Origin of the sequence: Lewinella sp. IMCC34183 (assembly GCF_003390915.1) — a bacterium.
Lineage (GTDB): Bacteria > Bacteroidota > Bacteroidia > Chitinophagales > Saprospiraceae > Neolewinella.
In genome coordinates this window covers 110,998-129,428 of the sequence record NZ_QMEM01000007.1, presented here as the reverse complement: position 1 = coordinate 129,428, position 18,431 = coordinate 110,998, and the positions used below count along the sequence as shown (strand labels likewise).

Genomic DNA, 18,431 nt, shown 5'->3' with positions numbered 1-18,431 from the left:
CAAGGTAACCGGGCGCGCAGGGCATCGCCGCCCCCGTGCGTAACCGCCGGCGGGGGATTCCGTAACATGCCCGTCGCCGCCGGCGTATCTTCGATTATGCTTCGTCCGATCTTCCTGTTTCTCCTCGCCGCGGGGGCGCTGCCGCTTGCCGCCCAGCCGGCCGGCCGTGTACCCCTCATCCTCGACGCCGACACCGCCAACGAGATCGACGACCTCTACGCCATTGCCTACCTGCTGGGCGAGGAGGCGATCGACTGGCGCGGCCTCACCTCCGCCCAGTGGTTTCACCAGTACTCCGGCGACAGTACCGTCTACCAAAGCCAGCGCCTCAACGAAGAACTGCTCGCGCTGGCCGGCCGCACGGACCTGCCGCACCCCGTGGGGGCCGACAGTATCATGGGTATGCCCTGGGGCGGCTACGAGCCGCGCAACAGCCCCGCCGCCCGGTTCATCATTGAGCAGGCCAGGCGCGCGGACGCAGGTGCGGAGAAGCTGGTGGTCATGTGCATCGGGGCGGGGACCAACCTCGCCTCGGCTCTGGCGCTGGCCCCCGACATCAAGCATAGTATCCGGGCCTACGTGCTTGGCTTTCAGTACGATGCCGACCGGGGAATCTGGAACAAGGACGAGTTCAATATCCGCCGCGACCTCAACGCCGCCAACTACCTCCTGAACCTGGAGGGCCTGGAACTGCACGTCATGCCTACCTCCACGGCCGGGCAGTACCGGTGGCAACGGGATACCACCTTCGCCCGCCTCGACCAAGCCGGCCCCATCGGGGACTACCTTAAGCAACGCTGGATCGACCACGGACCCGACGCAGAGGTGTGGACCATGTGGGACGTGGCCCTGCTGCAGGCCTTCCTGCACCCGGAATGGGCCTCCAAACGGAAGGTCACCACCCCGCCGGAGAATATCCCGCGGGACGTATGGATCTACACAGACATCGACGAAGCCGCCATGGCAAGCGACTTCTGGAAGCGCCTGCTGAACCGCCCGTAGTACAATGCTGCCTCTGGCAGCGATAGTAAGATGCTGCCTCCGGCAGCGATAGTACAATGCTGCCTCCGGCAGCGCAGAAGCCCGCGATCATTCCCCCGCCGGGGCTGTTTTACCCGGTAAACCACTATCATGAATACCCGTACCCTGGGAGACTCCCTCACCGTATCCGCCGTCGGCCTGGGCTGCATGGGTATGAGCTACGGCTACGGCCCCGCCAAGGACAAGCAGGAAATGATCGCCGTACTGCAGGGCGCGGTGGAGGCCGGCGTGACTTTCTTCGATACCGCCGAGGCCTATGGCCCCTTCACCAACGAGGAACTGATCGGCGAGGCCCTGTCCTCCTACCGGGACGGGATCGTCGTCGCCACTAAGTTCGGCTTCACCTTCGAGGATGGCCGGGGCAAGATCGACGGCGTCGACAGCCGCCCCCGTCACATCCGCGCGGTAGCCGAGGCATCGCTGCGCCGTCTCCGCCGCGACGCCATCGACCTCTTCTACCAGCACCGCGTGGACCCGGACGTGCCGATCGAGGAGGTGGCCGGTACCGTAGGCGACCTGATCCGGGAGGGCAAGGTGAAGCACTTCGGGCTGTCGGAAGCCGGCGCGGACACCATCCGCCGCGCCCACGCCGAACAGCCGGTGACGGCCCTGCAGAGCGAGTACTCGCTGTGGACGCGTCAGCACGAGGCCGAGATCATACCCACCATCGAGGAGCTGGGCATCGGGCTGGTCGCCTTCAGTCCGCTGGGCCGGGGTTTCCTCACCGGCACGCTCGACGAGGCGGCCGTATTCGGGGAGGGCGACATCCGGCGCAACCTGCCCCGCTTCCGGGAGGAGGCCCTGCGGGCGAACCGGGCCCTGGTAGAGCTGCTGCAGCGGTACGCCCACGAGAAGGAGGCCACGCCCGCCCAGGTGGCCCTGGCGTGGGTACTGGCCCGCAAACCGTGGATCGTACCCATACCCGGTACGACGAAGCTCGGCCGGGTGAAGGAAAACATTGGTGCCGCGGACCTGGAACTGACGCCCGCCGAGCTGGAAGAAATCGGGGAAGCTACCCGCCGCATCGATATCGTAGGCGACCGCTACTCCGAGGAAATGGAAAAGGCGACCGGTCTGTAAGCCCGCGGTCGATTGCGTGGTGGTAGTCCCTTGGTAGGGCGGCGGCGGTCGCGTACATTTAGCGGTCCCAACGATCGTGCCATGCCCAACCGCTCTTCTCTACTGTACGTATGCCTCTGCCTGTGGCTCTGCCTGTTCACGGCCTGTTCCGAACGGCCGGAACCTGCCCTGCTGGTCTTCAGCAAAACCGCCGGCTTCCGCCACGAATCAATCGAGGCGGGTAAGGCGGCCCTGGAGAAGATGGCCAAGGAGAAAGATTTCCGGGTGGACGTGACCGAGGACGCCGCGGCCTTCACCGAGGACAACCTCCGGCAGTACGGAGCCGTGGTATTCCTGAATACTACCGGCGACGTGCTCGACGACGCGCAACAGCGCGCCTTCGAGCGCTATATCCAGGCCGGCGGCGGCTACGTGGGCGTCCACTCCGCTACCGACACCGAGTACGACTGGCCCTGGTACGGCGAACTGGCGGGGGCCTACTTCCTCGATCACCCCAGCGACCCCAGCAACGTGCAGGAGGGCCACTTCGAGGTGACCGACGCCGACAGCTGGGCCGCGGAAATGCTGCCCGCAGAATTCGACTGGACGGACGAGTTCTACAACTTCCGCAACATCTCCGATAACATTCATCCAGTCCTGGCGATCGACGAGAGCAGCTACCAGGGCGGCAAGAATCCTGACTTCCACCCCATGAGCTGGTACCAGGAATTCGACGGTGGCCGCGCCTTCTACACCGCTCTCGGGCACGTACCCTCCGCCTTCTCCGACCAAATGTTCCTGGACCACCTCTACGCCGGCATCCACTACGCTATGGGCGGGGACGACCCCCAGAAACTGGACTACGCCGCCTCCCGCCCCGAGGAGAACCGGTTCACCAAGGTGGTGCTGGCCAGCAACCTCGACGAGCCCACCGAGCTGACGGTCCTGGACGACGACCGCATCCTCTTCGTCGAGCGCCACGGGGCCGTCAAGCTGTACAAAAACAGTACCGGCCAGCTGGAGACCATCGCTAACCTGCCCGTTAGCACGACCTACACTACCGACGAGGACCCCGCCAACTCGCGCGCCGAGGACGGCCTGCTCGGCCTCAACAAGGATCCGAACTTCGCGGAGAACCAGTACATCTACATGTACTACTCCCACCCCGATACCAGCGCCAACGTGCTGTCGCGCTTCACGATGGATGGCGACGAACTGCTGCTGGACTCCGAGAAGCAGTTGCTCTTCGTCGCCACCCAGCGGCAGGAATGCTGCCACACCGGCGGCTCCATCGCCTGGGACGGCAACGGCAACCTCTTCCTCTCCACCGGTGACAATACCAACCCCTTCGCCTCCAACGGCTACAGCCCGACCGACGAGCGGCCCGGTCGCTCGGCCTGGGACGCCCAGCGCGGCTCGGCCAATACCAACGACTTGCGCGGCAAGATCCTGCGCATCACCCCGCAGCCCGACGGTACCTACACCATCCCGGAGGGGAATCTCTTTCCCGAAGGCACGGACAAGACCCGGCCCGAGATCTATACCATGGGCCACCGCAACCCCTACCGGATCTCCGTCGATCCCCACACCGGCTACCTCTACTGGGGTGAGGTGGGACCCGACGCCGGCGACCCCGACAGCCTCCGCGGACCGGCCGGCCACGACGAGGTAGGGCAGGCCCGCGGGCCCGGCAACTACGGTTGGCCCCACTTCGTAGGCGACAACAAGGCGTACCGGAAGTACGACTTCGCCACGGAAACCTCCGGTCCCGCCTGGGACGCCGAATCCCCCGCCAATACTTCTCCCAACAATACGGGCCTTGAGCAGCTGCCCCCGGCGCGGGAGGCCTTCATCTGGTACCCCTACGGCAACTCCCCGGAATTCCCCCTGGTAGGCAACGGCGGCCGCAACGCGATGGCCGGCCCGGTCTTCTACCGTGAGGACTTCGCGGGTGCGGAGCGCGCCTGGCCCGCCTACTACGACGGCAAGTTTTTCGCCTACGACTGGATGCGCGGCTGGATCATGGCCGTCACGATGAACGAGGAAGGTGACTTCGTCCGGATGGAGCGCTTCCTGCCCGACGCCGAGTTCAGCAACCCGATGGATATGCAGTTCGCCGATAACGGTGACCTTTACCTTCTCGAATACGGCAAGGGGTGGTTCACCCAGAACCGCGACGCCCGCCTGTCGCGTATCGAATTCAACGCCGGTAACCGCCTGCCGGAGGCCGTCGCCACGGTCGACAAGGCCGGTGGCAAGCTGCCCCTGACGGTGAAGCTGTCGGCCGTCGATGTCAAGGATCCCGATGAGGACGAATTGTCCTACCAATGGACCGTCACCGGAGACAACGGCTTTGAGCGGACCCTCGAAGGGGAAGAAGCCGAACTCACGCTTGAGGAGGCCGGTAGCTACGAGGCCGCCCTGACGGTCGACGACGGAAAGGGCGGGCAGACCTCCTCCTCCGTCGCCATTTCCGCCGGTAACGCCGTACCGCGGGTCCGGCTCGACCTGCCCGGCGGAAACCGCAGTTTCTTTGTGCCCGGTCAGCCCATTGCCTACGCAGTGGAGATCGAGGATGCGGAGGACGGCACCGTAGGTGCGGGTATCGACGAGCAGCAGGTAGCCCTGACTATGGATTACCTCGCCGAGGGCTTCGACCAGGTCGAGATCGCCCGTGGCCACCGGCAGGCCGACGCGGGCGCGGTGGCCGGACAGGGGGAAAGCCTTATCCAGGAGAACGACTGCGTAAGCTGTCACGCCATCGAGAAGGAATCCGTGGGGCCCACCTACCGCGCCGTTGCCGCCCGCTACGCCGGGAAGGCCGGCGCCCGCGATTACCTGGTTGGCAAGATCATCTCCGGCGGCGGGGGCGTATGGGGGGAGAACGTCATGTCGGCCCACCCCGATCTACCGGAAGGGCAGGCCCGGATGATGGTCGATTACATTCTGGGCCTGGCCCGGCAGTCGGACGAGAACCGCCCCCCGCTGGCGGGTGACTACGTACCGGAACTGCCCGAGAACGATCCCGGCGCGGGCCGGCTGTTCATCCGCGCCGGCTACACCGACAAGGGCGGGGAGGGGCTGCCCGCACTGCGCTCGGAAGACGTGGTGACCCTGCGCAGCGCCAATGTTGGCGTGCAGGACTACGACGGCGGTGAGCACATCACGCCCGTGGAGTTCGGCGGCAACAAACTGGTCATCATCGGACAGTCGGGCGCCTACCTGATGCTGAAATCCGTCGACCTGAGCAATTTGGCCGGACTGACCGTCCAGGCTATGGCCCCAAAGCCCCGACTTGAGGCCATGGGGGGGCGGGTAGAGCTGCACCTGGACAGCCCCGACGGCCCCCTCCTGGGAGGCTCGGAAATGCTGGAGCCGTCAGAAGGAATGTCCATGCAACCGAACGAGCTCGACATCGCGATCAAATCGCCCGCCGACGGTACGGATGCACCCCGCGACCTTTACCTGGTCTTCCTGAACGAGGACGCGCCATCCGGCAACCTGATGATAGTGGTCGGTACGCAGTTTCGGCTGGCCGGACGGGGCCTCAGCCGCTGATCAGGACGGCGCGTCGGTGAAATAGAAGCCCAGGCTCCGCTCCAATTCCTTCGGAAGCCGGGGCAGCGCGGAGCGCGGGATCAGAAGCGAGCTGATGTTGTGCAGGTCGCGGAAGATCTTGTGCCGCTCGGCCGTGCGGGCGAGGTAGTCGTGGCCCGAGGAACCGCCCGTGCCGATCTTGTTACCGATCATGCGCATCACCATCTGGGCGTGCCGGTAGCGCCAAGTGGTCAGTGACTCGTCGATGACCATCAGCTCGGTGAGCAACTGGAACGGAATGTTCAGGATGGGCTGGTCGCGGTACAGGTTGATGAGCAGCGCTGCGACGGTGGCATCGTAGCTCAGCCGCGCCTCCCCGGCCTCGATCATGCGCTCGTGTTCCGTACGGTCGAGCACGTGGTGGAAGTAGGTGGTGGTATCCCCGAGCACCCGCAGCCGCATCTCCTTCATCTTCGGGCTCAGGTCGCTGTTGCGCATATGCCCCTGGTCGCGCTCGATCATACGGTCTACCGCCGCCTTGTAGGCCGACAGGAAGTCGAAGCCTTCGAACTGGAGGAAGGGCGTCCGTTCGAGCCATCCCTCCACCAGCTCGAACAGGCTTCCGCCCCGCTCGATGGCGGTGAGGCGCTCCTGCTGCTGCTCCGTAAAGACGATCTTGTAGGACTTGCCGTGGTAGGTCAGCCGGTCCGCTTCGCGGAGGCCCAGGGTGGATTCAATCATGCGGAACTGCACGCTCTGAAAGCCGGAGGCCGGGAAAAGGAAGTCACGGAAATCCAGGAAGTCCAGCGGCGTCATGGTTTCCATCGTTTTCACCTGCTCGATCAGCAGGTCGATGATGACGTTGACGCGGCGCAGGCGCAGTAGTACGGTATGCATGTTGTCTTCCCGCACGCGCTCCTCCCGGAACAGCAGCAGGACGGAGTCCAGCTCGGTGAGTATCTGCTTGAACCACAGTTCGCACACTTGATGCATGATGATGAAGAGCGTCTCGTCGTGACCGCCCTCGCCCAGCGCGTGGCTCCGTTCCTGCTGGAGGGACAGGAGCGCGTCTAGCTTCAGGTAATCGTGGTAGTGGATCGTGGTGTATTTCTCGGACATAGGATGGGAAGGTAGTGCAGGAAAGGACCGCCTGCAATCCGCAAAGGACGGGCAGCGTGATTTGCGCCCGTTGGGAAAATGTGCCCGTCGGATCGCCCCCTAGCGGCGGGCAGCGGCGCCGGAATGCTCCTCGATGAAGCGGTCGACCACCTGCTTCCACTTCTTGCGGGAGGCCTCCTCCACGTACATCATGTGCCCCGCCTCGAAGTACTCGAGGGTGACGTTGTCGCGGATCGCCGGATCGAGCCCCAGGTGATTGACGGTGTGCTCGATGCCGTAGAAGGGGGTAGCGGCGTCGTAGTACCCCTGCAGGATGAGCACGTCCAGGTTGGGATTACCGGACATGGCGGCGGCGAGGTCCGCGGCGGTACTGACCGCGGCCTGGGTGCCCCAGCCCATGTTGCCGGCGTGGGTCCAGTCCCACTTGAAGCCCTTGCGTCCGCCGCTGCTGGGGGTGTAGGTCAGTGATTTGTCGGCGCCGAGATCGCGGTAGAGGTAGTCGCGGAAGGCGGTGAGATAGGCTCCCTGCACCGCTTCGCTGAAGGGGTCGCCCCGGTCGGGCGACTGGGTCAGGGGATCCTGGTTGATGGCGGTAAAGCGCGCGTCCAGCCGGCCGGTGGTGGCGGGGCTTTCGCGCTTGAGCTGCTGAAAGAACTCGCCGTCGGTGAGGTGGAGATTGGCCCGCAGCCAGGTATCGCTATCGATGCCGGTATAGCGGGCCAGTCGGTCGGCCATATGTTGCCGCTCGGACGCGCTCAGGCGGTCGCCGCGCAGCAGGGCGGGCGCGTATTCCTCTTCCGTGAAGGTGCGTACCTCCGTCAGAAAATCCTCCAGTCGCTCGGGCCGGTCGGGGACCAAGCCGTGAAACCAGCCCGCCGCCGCGTACGTGGGCAGGAAGACGACGTAGCTCTGGTCGTGGCCGGCCCCGAAGAACAGGTCGTGGATGTCGAGCGTAGCCGAAACCATGATCACCCCGTTCATGGGAACGCCCTGATCCTGCAGGTGCCGAACAAGACCGGCGTTCCGGAAGGTGCCGTAGCTCTCCCCGAGCAGAAATTTCGGGGCATTCATGCGGTCGTGCTCGATCAGGAACTGCTTGATGAACAGCCCGATGGTACGGATGTCCTGGTCAGTACCCCAGAAGTCGCTCCACTTGGCCTCGCCCACCGGCTCGCTGAAGCCTACTCCGACGGGGTCGATCATGACCAGGTCGGCGACCTCGAGGAGGGAGTAGTCGTTATTGATCAGCGTAAACGGGGGGGAAGTGTTGAAGGCCAGGTCTTCGGTCTCGATCCGTTTGGGACCGAGTATGCCAATGTGCAACCAGAAGGAAGCCGAGAGTGGTCCGCCGTTGTAAGCGAACACGATGGGCCGTGGCCGGGCCGGGTCCCCACCCTGCGCCAGGTAACTGGTGAAGCCGAAATTGGCGATGGGCTTATCGTTCTCGTCGCGCAGGCGCAGCGTGCCGGTGGTGGCGTCCAGCGTTACCGTCCGGTTTCCGAAACGTACCTCCTGTTCGGAGGAGAAGGTGCGGGCGGGAGGGTCTACACGCTGGGCGGAATCCCGCTGGGCGGAGATTCCGGACGTCAGGACAAGGCAGAGAAGCAGGGGGAGGCAGCGACGGATCATAGGACTTGGGAGGCTTATGCAGCCAAAATAAGCAATACTCCATCGCGACCCCCACCCGCAACCCGGCAGGCTACTTACCCGGACCGGCGGCGCCCGGCTCGTAGATCAGGCGCAGGAAGGAGCTGAAGCGCTCGTTCTCCCGCGATACCGGAATACCGGCTACGATGCCGACCATCAGGTTTTCGGTAACCCCGACGCGCATCTGCGGCCGGATCGTCATATCGAAGTCGCCGTGATCGAGCACCTTGTTGAACTCCACGCCGATGAAGTTGCGCGTGCCCGGGATCATGTAGTGCAGGTTGCTGTTGATCTCGTAGACCGTATGCCAGGCGTCGGTGGTGTAGTGGTGGCTTACCTGGGGGCCGGTATAGACCAGGGTATGCCAGTTGCTCCCCCAGCGCTTGGCCACGATCAGAAAGGGGTTGTACACGTTGCCGGTGATGAGCGGGCGCCCAAACTGGGAAAAGTCGCCGAGCTCAAACTCGTTGATGTAGCCGATGGCCGCCGAGGTAGCCATGCGCTCGTTGACGAAAAACGACCACTGGGCGGCCACTTTCAGGCTTTGGAGTCGGTTGGCGGGGACGAGTTCGCCCTCCGTTCCGTTCACGGGGCTGTAAAAGGTGAAGGGTAATTCCACCTCCAGGCCGAGGCGGTTGATCGGGGCCCACTCGTACTCAACGAGGGCCTCGTAGGCGTCGAAGTCCTGATTGTCGGTGAGCCCGAACCCTAGGTTCCACTCGCGCTCGCCCTGGCGGGCGCCGAGGTCGCGGATCAGGTCGATGTACAGGGGTTCGGCGTGGAGCACCTTGGGGGGGAGGTCCTGCTCCACCTCCTGAATGTAGAGGCTGTCGGTACGGGAATCTTCGGTTTGGGCATAAACAAAGGGAGAGAGGCTCAACGCGAGGGCCGAGCAGAGGATGAATTTGAATTGCATCTGAGTCTGTTTGGGGAATAAGGAAGCCGCCGGTTCGTGGGAACCGGTACGGGAAGTGGGAGAGAAAACAGATCAGACTCGGGGGGGCGGGGCGTCGATGTCGCGGTGGCCGGGGGCACCCCAGCGGAGGTAGGGGGGGAAGTCGGCGGACCGCTCCCGTGCCGGGGGCGGAACCGAACCGAAGGCCGGGACCGGTAACAGGGTAGCGTTCAGCTCGAGCGTGAGGTTAATGCTGCGCTCGTCGCTGTCGTCGTCGTCGAATTCCGCAAACGCGGCCTCGTACCCCAGCAGGGTTTCTACTACCCACTCTACGATGCTTTCTTGGTCGTTGTGCGACAGGTCCTCGGCTACGTGGCGTGGGAACGGATCCGGGGCATCCACGCTCAGGTTGAGCAGAAAGGCGGCCATACAACTCCAGAGGAGCGGCAGGCAGGCACTATTTCGGATGAGGTGGATCATGGTACAACGTAAGTACACCCCGCGCAATCGCTGCGCGGGGTGTATGAATGCCGTAACGGTGTAACCGCCCGGAACGTTGTGAGGGGGTATGCCTAATTAACGGGCGATGACCAGGCGAAGGGTGCGTTGCAGCGAGCCGGAGCGTACGGTAACCGCATAAATGCCCGGTGCCAGATCCCGACGGGCCAGGTCCAGGTCGACCTGCAGTTGGTAGGGAGCAATGGTCTGACGCAGCAGTTCCTTGCCGATCGGGTCGTACAGGCGCAGCTCGGCATCGTTCAACGGGGCGCCAAAGCGGATGGTCACGCCACCCCGGGTAGGGTTGGGGAACAATTCCATGGTCGTAGCCAGCTCGCCGGGCCCGCCGAAGATGCTAGTGGTGGGGCAGGCGTAGTCGAAGTCGGTCAGCGGCGGCGCGTCGGCACGCCGGATGGAGTCGTTGAGGTATTCAGCGAGGGCCGGCCGCGGCGCGTCGGTACAGGGGTCGATGAGGTACGCCGCCTGATCGCTGCGCCACAGGCCGCTGCGGTACCCCCAGAGGGTGATACCGATAACTGAGGGGTGGTTCCAGAGCAGTCCGAAAACGCGCTGGTATTCGGCCAGTTGGAAGGAGTCCCGTACTGCCTGGTCGGTGGTGGGGGTGTACGTATCGTCGGTGTTGCCGTCGATGTCGAGTTCGGTAACCATCATCGGCAGCCCCACGGCCGCTACGCGGTCGAGGTTCGCCGTCAGGGCAGCGGTTACCTCGTCGAAGCGTTCCTGGGTGTAAGGACCGCCGTAGACCCGGGTCGAGAAGGCATGTCCCTGAAAGCCCAGTACGTCGACGAGGCCTTCATCCTTGAGTAGCTGGGCTACTTCGGTGTAGACCTCGGTCGTGTTGTTGAAGCCGGCGATCACGTGGTACTCATTGAGCATGAGCTTGGTCTCCTCACAGGGGAAGTACTCCCGGGCAAGTTTGAAGGCGTTGACGATCCAGTCGTACTCACCGGGGGCGGTATTTAGGGTGTCGTTGAGCAGGCGAAGGGCGCGGATGTAGTCGCCGCTGCCGGCGTCATCGGCGTTCTGCCCCTCGTTGTCGGGGGGTTGGTTGTGGAACTCATTCACCACCTCGAGGTATTCGAGGGTGGCACGGGCATCGCTGCTGCCGTCGTAGTGGTCGGAGACGGCCTGGAACCACTCACGGATTTCCACCAGCTTCTCCTCGTCGGAAAGCGGCTTGAGCCAGGTCGGCTGCTGCGCGCCCCACAACATGACGTGGAAACGGAAGGGGAAATTATTACGCGCGGCGAAGGCACGGATGGGATCGAGCTGCGCCCAGTTGAAGGTGTCGCGCGTACCCTCTACGCTGCCCCACTTGCCGGCGTTTTCCGGAGTAACCTGGTTGAAGTACTGTTCGAAATCATCGATCTGGTTGCCGCCGTACACCGAGCCGATGAACTTGCCCTTGCCGGTAGCAATGGGCTCCTGATCTTCCGGCGCGTCGTACGTATCCATGCAGGGGTTTTCGGGAGCGAGCATCTCGGCGTCGTCGAAATACAGGGTCACGTCGTCGTATCCCATATCCATGGCGATGGAGGTCATTTCCACGTTGGCGGTGAAGGTGTAGGAGATCTGGGTCCACTCGGTGGGTATCTCGATGTTCCCCCCGTACAGGGCGTTTGGTTGGGTGGAGAAGCGCATCCTTCCCCCCGCTTCCTCGGCCCGCGCCCAGATGGTGAAGGTGTAGGAGTTGCCGGGGAACGTCGGTACGGCGTCGCTCAGCAACTGAACCTGCCAGGGTTGGCTCTCGAAGCCGGGGCTGGACACCCGCAGGGCGCGGTTGCCACTGTGTACCTGGTCCTCCCCCCGCACGGCCGTCATGTATTCGGCACCGTTGAGTTTGGTCCAGTTGGTGAATTCATTTCCCTCACCGCCCTCTTCGAAGCCGGGGTTGAGGATGAGGTTTTGGGAGAGCAGCAAGCCCGCCGGAAGTAATAGGAATGCGAGGATCGCAATCCTGGAGTAAAACTGTTGCATGGATCGAGGTTAAAGATGACGCCGGGGAAATACCCGGCGGGGTGCCTAATCTAGGTAAGTATATTCACATACGCAATCGATTGTTCCAAAATCTGGAAAATGGGCTGTATTTTATTTTACCATATATGTAGTCCTGGATGCCCAGCAGTGTCGTGCCGGCCATCAGCCGGCGCGCAATGACAAAAGGGGCTACGGCTGACCCTCCGCAGTGATCAGCATTCTTGGGTTGCCCTACCAGATTAACCTTCCCCGCCGGTGGGGACCTTGTACTTGCTTCCGGTACCTGATGGTTGTGCCAGAAACGTATCGTCCGGAACGATCCCCGCACCTGCGCCCCGCCGCCCCCGCCTACCGGCTGCCGATGTCCGCCAGCATCTCCCGGACGGCGCGTTCCAGCTGCTGGTCGCGGCCGGCCGCGATGACGGCCGGCATATTCTTGACCCGGATCTGCGGCTCGGTCTGGTTGTTCTCCATCCAGTCGCCGTCGATGTCGCGGGCGCTAACGGGCACCACGCCCCACACGATGCCGTTCGGCAGCCGTTCCCAGCCGGCGAAACTGCAGGTGCCGGGGGTAGGCATGCCCACCGTCTTGCCGATTTTCAGGTCGGTGTAGCCGGCGGCGAAGCAGTGGCCGTCGCTGTACTGCGCCTCGTTGATCAGGGCGAGCGTGGGCTTGGTCCAGCGGGAGGTGGGCTCGCCGCCGACCACCTTGGCCTCGGTGGCGTAGCTGATGAAGGGTACGCCGGTGAAGAACATGGCCAGGTCGGCCACCAAGTCGCCCCCGCCGTTGAAGCGGGTATCGACGATCATGCCCTTCCGCTCGAAGTACTTGCCCATCATATCCTGGTAGATGCTGCGGTAGGGCTCGTCGCTCATGCCGGGGATGTGTACGTACCCGAGTTGGCCGTTGCTTAGCGAGTCGACCTCCGCCTCGTTCTGCCGCACCCAACGCCGGTAGAGCAGGCGATTCTCCTCCGACTGGCTGATCGGCTTCACCGTGATGGTGGTGCGCTTGTCGGTTGTGGGGTCTACCAGTTCCAGCAGGGTAAAGTCGTCCTCCAGGCGGTTCAGGTAGGCGGCCACGTCGCGGTCGGCGGAGACTACTTCCCCGTTGATCCGCTCGATGGTCATGCCCGGCCGGACGTCGAAGGCGGCCCGGTCGAGCGGCCCCCCGTCGAGGACCTCCGCGATGCGGATGCCGTCGCCCGTATGGTCGTAATCCATAAAGATGCCGAGGCTGGCGGTATTGTCTGGGTTCTCCATGTCGGGGCCCCGGTAGCGTGCCCCCGCGTGGGACACGTTCAGTTCGCCGAGCATCTCGGAGAGCAGCTCGGTCAGTTCGAAGGCATTGCCGATGGAGGGCAGGTGCTTTTCGTAGACCACGCGCAGCGAGTCCCAGTCCACGCCGTGAAAGTCGGAACGGTAGAAGACGGCGTCCGTCCGCTGCCATACATGGTCGAAAATGGCGCGCCGTTCGGCCTCCTGGTCGAAGGTCATTTCGCCCTGCAGCTTGACGGGGGTCTTTTTGTCCTTCTCGAGGTCGAGTTTCGTGATCTTACCGCTGCTGAGCAGGTAGAGATTCTTCTGCTGCTTGTCCCACTCCAGCGATCCGTTGGTGGTCTCCAGTTCGAGCTCCATCTTGGTCTCGCGGGTGCGCAGGTTGGTGACCCAGAGGTTGAGCTTGTCCTCGAAGCGGCTCAGGTAGTAGAGTTTCTCGCCGTCCTTCGACAGCACCGCGTCGCCGAGGCGGGAGGAATGGATGGTCAGCCGCTTGGTGCGGTCGTGGATGCCGTCCCAGTCGAAGGTGAGGTCCTCGACCTGGGTGCTGTCTTTCTTGGTCTCTTTTTCTTTTTCCTTCTTCTTGTCGTCATCGTCGTCTGCTTTGTTGGCCTTTTCCACGGCCTGCTGCAGTTTGTAGTCTTCCTCGCTGAGGTTGAACTCGTCCCAGGCCTCCTGGGTGAAGAAGAGGGCGTAGACGTCCTGCTCCGACTGCCCACTGGTGGCGTAGGACTTCAGGCCGTCGCGGTTGCTGAACCAGATCATCGCCTTGCCGTCGTCGACCCACTTGGGGCGGCTGTCGTAGTAGCCGCTGCGGGTCAGGTTGACGCGCTTGGAGCCGTCGGCCTTCATCAGCAGTACTTCGCTGTTGTTAAGCAGCACGTCGTGCTCTACCAGCAGCCACTTGCTGTCGGGGCTCCAGGTGAAGTACTTGTCGCCGTCACGCATGTGGAAGAGCTCGTCCGCGCCCAGCAGTACGGTGTCGGTGCCGGTGCTGAGGTTGCGGACCTTCAGGGTGCGCCGGTCCTCGACCCAGGCCATCCGCTTGCCGTCGGGGGCGTACTGCAGCAGGTAGTTGTCCTTGCCGTTCTCGAGCACGGGCGTTTCCTTCAGCAGGGTGGAGGCGTAGAAGAAGGGCTCTTCCTCCCGCACCTTTTCGGTCTGGTAGGTGCTCCAGTGGCCGTCGCGCTCGCTGGCGTAGACGACCGACTTGCCTTCCGGACCCCAAGTCACGAAGCGTTCCCGCTCCGGCGTGTTGGTGATCCGCTTGGTGAAGCTTTCGTCCACCGAAGTGACGAACACCTCCCCGCGGGCTACGAAGGCGATCTCCTTGCCGTCGGGCGAAACGGCCATCTCCTCGATGTCGCTGTTGACGGAAATGAACCGGTCGTTGTTGTCGCCGTCCTGGATCACGATGTTGACCTCCACCTTTTGGGGGGCTTCCCCCTCCCGCAGGGTGTAGAGCTCCCCGTCGTAGCCGAAGCTGAGCAGGTCGCCGCCGCGGCTGAGGAAGCGGACGGGGTTAGGACCCATGTCCGTCAGCTGCTCATCGCTGTCCGCGTCGTCCAGTTTCCGCTTGTGCACGTTGAAGGTGCCGCTGCGCTCGCTCAGGTAGTAGAAGCCCGTGCCATCATCGGTGAAGACCGGCTGCCGGTCCTCGGCGGGGCTCTCCGTGAGTTGCCGGTGGGTCGAGTCGGCCAGGTTGTAGGCCCAGATGTCGCGGGTGATGGCCGAGGTATGGTGCTTGCGGTACTCGTTCTCCCCTCCCTTTTTGTCGTGGTACAGCAGGGTGGTGCCGTCGGGGCTCAGCCGGGCGTACTCCGCGGGCACGGTGAGCAGCTGGGCTACCCGTCCGCCGTCGGCCGGTACGGTGTAGAGTTCCGGCTGCGAGCCGGTGGGAAACTGCCGGTGGCGCACGTCGTCCTGCCGCTGTCCACCAAAGATTACGGTGCTGTCGCCCGCGCCGAAGGCGTAGGGTACTTCATCGGTGCTGTGGTAGGTGATGCGGGTGGCCGTGCCCCCCGTGGCAGGCATCACGAAGACGTCGAAGTTGCCGTAGCGGTTGGAGGCGAAGGCGATCCGCTCTCCGTCGGCGCTCCAGGTGGCCATATAGTCGTGGGCGTCGTGGTAGGTGAGCCGGGTGGCGTCGCCGCCGGTGGCGGGTACCGTGTAGAGGTCGCCGAGGTAGGTGAAGGCGATGCGGGTACCGTCGGGCGAGATGGCGGAATGACGCAGCCAGTTGGGGGCGTCCTGGGCGGTGAGGCTGAGAGAAAGGGTTAGGAAGAGCAGAAGTAGTTTCACTGGCGGGGGAGGTAGTTGGTAAAGGCTCCCGTAAATATCCGACAATAATTGCGGCCCGCTGCGGCCTACCTTGGGACTTGGCGGCGGGGCGCGGGTGCGGGGGGAGTGGGAAAGTTTTAGAATGATCGGTTGGTGCTGGATCAGGTAGCGGTTTGACTTTGCGGTCGGAGAACGCATTCTGCTTCGCGGCCGGAGGCAGCGTTGTACTGCGCGGTCGGAGACCGCGTTTTACTGCGCTGCGGCAATTTCCTATCTTCCGATTTCACCCGATACCCGCTGCCCTGCGGCTACCTATGCTGTACCGATCCTTACTCTTGCTGTTCACCCTGCCCTGCGTCTCCGCCGTTGCCGCTCAGCAAGACTACCCCATCACCCCCGTTTCCTTCTCGGAGGTGACCATCCAGGACGAATTCTGGGCGCCAAAAATCAAGATCAACCACGAGGTCACCATCCCGATCGCCATCCAGAAGAGCCGGGAGAGTGGGCGGATCGACAACTTCCGGATCGCTGCCCGGCAGATGGAGGGACAGTTCTGCACCGAGTACCCCTTCGACGACTCCGACATCTACAAGATCATCGAGGCGGCCAGCTATTCGCTGCAGACCTACCCGGATGCGGCGCTGGAACGTCAGGTAGACAGCCTCATCGAAGTGGTGGCCGCTGCCCAGGAGCCCGACGGCTACCTCTATACTACCCGTACCATTGGCAAGAACGTCCACCCCTGGGCCGGCAGCAAGCGGTGGGAACTGGTACATGAGCTCAGCCACGAACTCTACAACCTGGGGCACCTCTACGAAGCGGCCGTGGCCCACTACCGCGCTACCGAAAAGCGCAGCCTGCTGGACGTTGCGATCAAGAGCGCCGACCTGGTCGACGCCACCTTCGGCGAGCAGAAGCTCCGCGACTACCCCGGCCACCAGGAGGTGGAGATCGGCCTCGTCAAGCTCTACCGCGTCACCGGCGAGCCGCGCTACCTGGACCTGGCGAAGTTTTTCCTCGACGTGCGCGGCCGCTCCGGCGTCGGCAACCCCAAGGAGTACGACCAGTCACACCTGCCGGTGACCGAGCAGTCCGAGGCCGTGGGCCACGCCGTCCGCGGTGCGTATATGTGGACCGCCATGGCCGACATCGCCGCCATCACGGGCGACTCCGCCTACCGCCGCGCCATCGAGCGGATCTGGCACGACATCGCCGACTCCAAGTACTATCTCAACGGCGGCATCGGGGCCACGGGCAGCGGGGAAGCCTTCGGCGCAGCCTACGAGCTGCCAAATATGTCGGCCTACGCCGAGACCTGCGCGGGCGTGGGCGTCGTACGCTGGAACCACCGGCTGTTTCTCATGACGGGCGAGAGCAAATACATCGACGTACTGGAGCGCTCGCTGTACAACAACGTGCTGGACGGCGTCTCCCTGGCCGGGGATCACTTCTTTTACCCCAACCCCCTGGCCTCCATGGGGCAGCACGCGCGGCGCGAATGGTTTGGCTGCGCCTGCTGTCCGCCCAACGTGGCGCGTACCCTGCCCTCCATGCCGGAGTACATCTACGCCCACCGCGACGATGAGGTCTTCGTGAACCTGTACGTGTCGAGCGAAACGGACTTCGAGGTGGACGGTACTCCGCTGCACCTCACGCAGCAGAGCGGCTTCCCGTGGGAGGGCAGCGTGCGGCTGCAGGTCGATCCGGCGCGGGCGCTGAAGGCACGGCTTCGGTTGCGGGTGCCCGGCTACGTCCGTAACCTTCCGGTACCCGGGGAGCTGTACCGCTACATCGATCCCGAACGATCGGCCTTCACGGTGACGGTCAATGACGCTATCGTGCCGGTCGCGGTAGACGACGGGGGCTACCTCACCCTCGACCGTACGTGGCAGCCGGGCGACCGCGTGGAAGTGGACTTTCCGCTGGAGGTACACGCCGTGCTGGCCCGCGATGAAGTCACGGCCGACGCCGGGCGGGTAGCCTACGAGCGAGGCCCCCTACTCTACGCGGCCGAGTGGGCCGACAACCCCGGCGAGCGGGTGCTCGACCTGGTGGTAGACCCGTCCGCTCCGGTAACGGCGGCCCCGTCGGACAGCCTGGGCGGCATCTACGCCCTGCACGGACGGGCCCGCACCGTGTCCCGGGAACTGGACGGCAGCCTGACCACCTCCGCCCCCCACGACCTGACCCTGATCCCCTACCACCTCTGGAACAACCGCGGACCGGGAGAAATGGCCGTCTGGCTGGCCACCACTCCGGAGGCGGCCCAACCCGCCCCCGCGCCCACCCTGACGCACTCAAGCACGATCACTACCTCCCTGGGCGCAGCGGCAAACACCCTGGCCCTGCGCGACCAGCTCCTGCCGGAAAACTCCAACGACCACTCCATCCCCTACTTCCACTGGTGGCCGCACAAGGACACCACCGAATGGGTACAGCTGGACCTGCCGGCCCTCGCAAATGTCTCGAAGGTCAGCGTCTACTGGTTCGACGACGGCCCCGAAGGCGGCTGCCGCATTCCCGCGGATTGGACCATCGAATACCGGACCGGCGACGGATGGGCGGCGGTGGTGCCGGACGGCGACGGCTACCCCATAGCGAAGGACGAGCTCAACACCGTGTCTTTCTCTACCGTCCAGACTGACGGGATCCGGCTACTGGTCGAGCTGCCGGAGGAGTACGCGACCGGACTGTACGAGGTGATCGTGGAGTAGTAGGACAACCGTACCGAGTGGATGCCGGGTATAGCCGCGCACGCTGCAGTCGCGATGCTCAGAGACGATGTCCGGCATGCTGTTGCCTCAACGGGCGAGCGTGGCGATGCAACATGTTCGGGATCAACCCGCTGGCGGGGCGTGTAGTTTCCCGGTCCGGCCCCCGACCGTTCGGGGGTAGCACCGTGATCAGCAAGACTTGTTGCCGTTGCGGACCAGCACTATGGATGCGAAGAGTAACCACGAGACCCCGACCACCACGGTCAACATAACGAGCCGCTGGAGAGCTGCATACCGGCTTCCGGCAGGCAGTTGTCCTACTACGAGCAGGTAGCTGAGATACCCCGCAATCACGAGCATTACCG

At 63.9% G+C, this 18,431-nt stretch carries 10 protein-coding genes; 4 read left to right on the top strand and 6 right to left on the bottom strand.

The genetic code is table 11. The features are described 5' to 3' along the window. Positions 1–96: 96 nt before the first annotated feature. The 3 genes from DQG19_RS15480 (at position 97) to DQG19_RS15470 (ending at position 5,658) form a co-directional block, all read left to right on the top strand. Positions 97–1,002, top strand: coding sequence for a nucleoside hydrolase (locus tag DQG19_RS15480; RefSeq protein WP_157974541.1), 906 nt, complete (start codon positions 97–99; stop codon positions 1,000–1,002). 129 nt (positions 1,003–1,131) lie between these two features. Next, positions 1,132–2,121: an aldo/keto reductase gene (locus DQG19_RS15475; RefSeq protein WP_116127192.1), complete on the top strand. Its 990-nt coding sequence runs from the start codon at positions 1,132–1,134 to the stop codon at positions 2,119–2,121. Between the two features lie 81 nt (positions 2,122–2,202). Then, positions 2,203–5,658, top strand: coding sequence for a ThuA domain-containing protein (locus DQG19_RS15470; protein WP_116127191.1), 3,456 nt, complete (start codon positions 2,203–2,205; stop codon positions 5,656–5,658). On the opposite strand, the gene DQG19_RS15465 is transcribed toward DQG19_RS15470, so the two are convergent. The 6 genes from DQG19_RS15465 to DQG19_RS15440 all read right to left on the bottom strand — a co-directional run bounded on the left by DQG19_RS15465 (position 5,659) and on the right by DQG19_RS15440 (position 15,373). Next, complete coding sequence (locus tag DQG19_RS15465; protein ID WP_116127190.1) at positions 5,659–6,756, bottom strand: tryptophan 2,3-dioxygenase family protein; 1,098 nt, start codon at positions 6,754–6,756, stop codon at positions 5,659–5,661. 99 nt (positions 6,757–6,855) lie between these two features. After that, positions 6,856–8,385: a S10 family peptidase gene (locus DQG19_RS15460; protein WP_116127189.1), complete on the bottom strand. Its 1,530-nt coding sequence runs from the start codon at positions 8,383–8,385 to the stop codon at positions 6,856–6,858. Between the two features lie 70 nt (positions 8,386–8,455). Further along, complete coding sequence (locus tag DQG19_RS15455; RefSeq protein ID WP_116127188.1) at positions 8,456–9,319, bottom strand: HAEPLYID family protein; 864 nt, start codon at positions 9,317–9,319, stop codon at positions 8,456–8,458. A 72-nt stretch (positions 9,320–9,391) separates the two neighbouring features. After that, positions 9,392–9,778, bottom strand: a complete 387-nt coding sequence (locus tag DQG19_RS15450) for a hypothetical protein (protein WP_116127187.1) — start codon at positions 9,776–9,778, stop codon at positions 9,392–9,394. A gap of 96 nt (positions 9,779–9,874) precedes the next feature. Further along, the gene (locus DQG19_RS15445) at positions 9,875–11,794 is read right to left on the bottom strand and encodes an endo-1,4-beta-xylanase (RefSeq protein ID WP_116127186.1); all 1,920 of its coding nucleotides are present in this window, start codon (positions 11,792–11,794) and stop codon (positions 9,875–9,877) included. A gap of 348 nt (positions 11,795–12,142) precedes the next feature. Next, positions 12,143–15,373 carry a S41 family peptidase gene (locus DQG19_RS15440; RefSeq protein ID WP_232826535.1) on the bottom strand — a complete coding sequence of 1,077 codons (3,231 nt, stop codon included), beginning with the start codon at positions 15,371–15,373 and terminating at the stop codon, positions 12,143–12,145. A gap of 293 nt (positions 15,374–15,666) precedes the next feature. Between DQG19_RS15440 and DQG19_RS15435 the strand changes: the two genes are divergently transcribed. Continuing rightward, complete coding sequence (locus DQG19_RS15435; protein ID WP_116127184.1) at positions 15,667–18,066, top strand: glycoside hydrolase family 127 protein; 2,400 nt, start codon at positions 15,667–15,669, stop codon at positions 18,064–18,066. The last annotated feature ends 365 nt before the right edge of the window (positions 18,067–18,431 follow it).

Bases quoted from the DNA above. Each gene is read 5' to 3' on its own strand.
- DQG19_RS15460 (WP_116127189.1), bottom strand. From the start codon at position 8,385: ATGATCCGTCGCTGCCTCCCCCTGCTTCTCTGCCTTGTCCTGACGTCC.
- DQG19_RS15435 (WP_116127184.1), top strand. From the start codon at position 15,667: ATGCTGTACCGATCCTTACTCTTGCTGTTCACCCTGCCCTGCGTCTCC.
- DQG19_RS15445 (WP_116127186.1), bottom strand. From the start codon at position 11,794: ATGCAACAGTTTTACTCCAGGATTGCGATCCTCGCATTCCTATTACTT.
- DQG19_RS15480 (WP_157974541.1), top strand. From the start codon at position 97: ATGCTTCGTCCGATCTTCCTGTTTCTCCTCGCCGCGGGGGCGCTGCCG.
- DQG19_RS15465 (WP_116127190.1), bottom strand. From the start codon at position 6,756: ATGTCCGAGAAATACACCACGATCCACTACCACGATTACCTGAAGCTA.
- DQG19_RS15450 (WP_116127187.1), bottom strand. From the start codon at position 9,778: ATGATCCACCTCATCCGAAATAGTGCCTGCCTGCCGCTCCTCTGGAGT.
- DQG19_RS15470 (WP_116127191.1), top strand. From the start codon at position 2,203: ATGCCCAACCGCTCTTCTCTACTGTACGTATGCCTCTGCCTGTGGCTC.
- DQG19_RS15455 (WP_116127188.1), bottom strand. From the start codon at position 9,319: ATGCAATTCAAATTCATCCTCTGCTCGGCCCTCGCGTTGAGCCTCTCT.
- DQG19_RS15475 (WP_116127192.1), top strand. From the start codon at position 1,132: ATGAATACCCGTACCCTGGGAGACTCCCTCACCGTATCCGCCGTCGGC.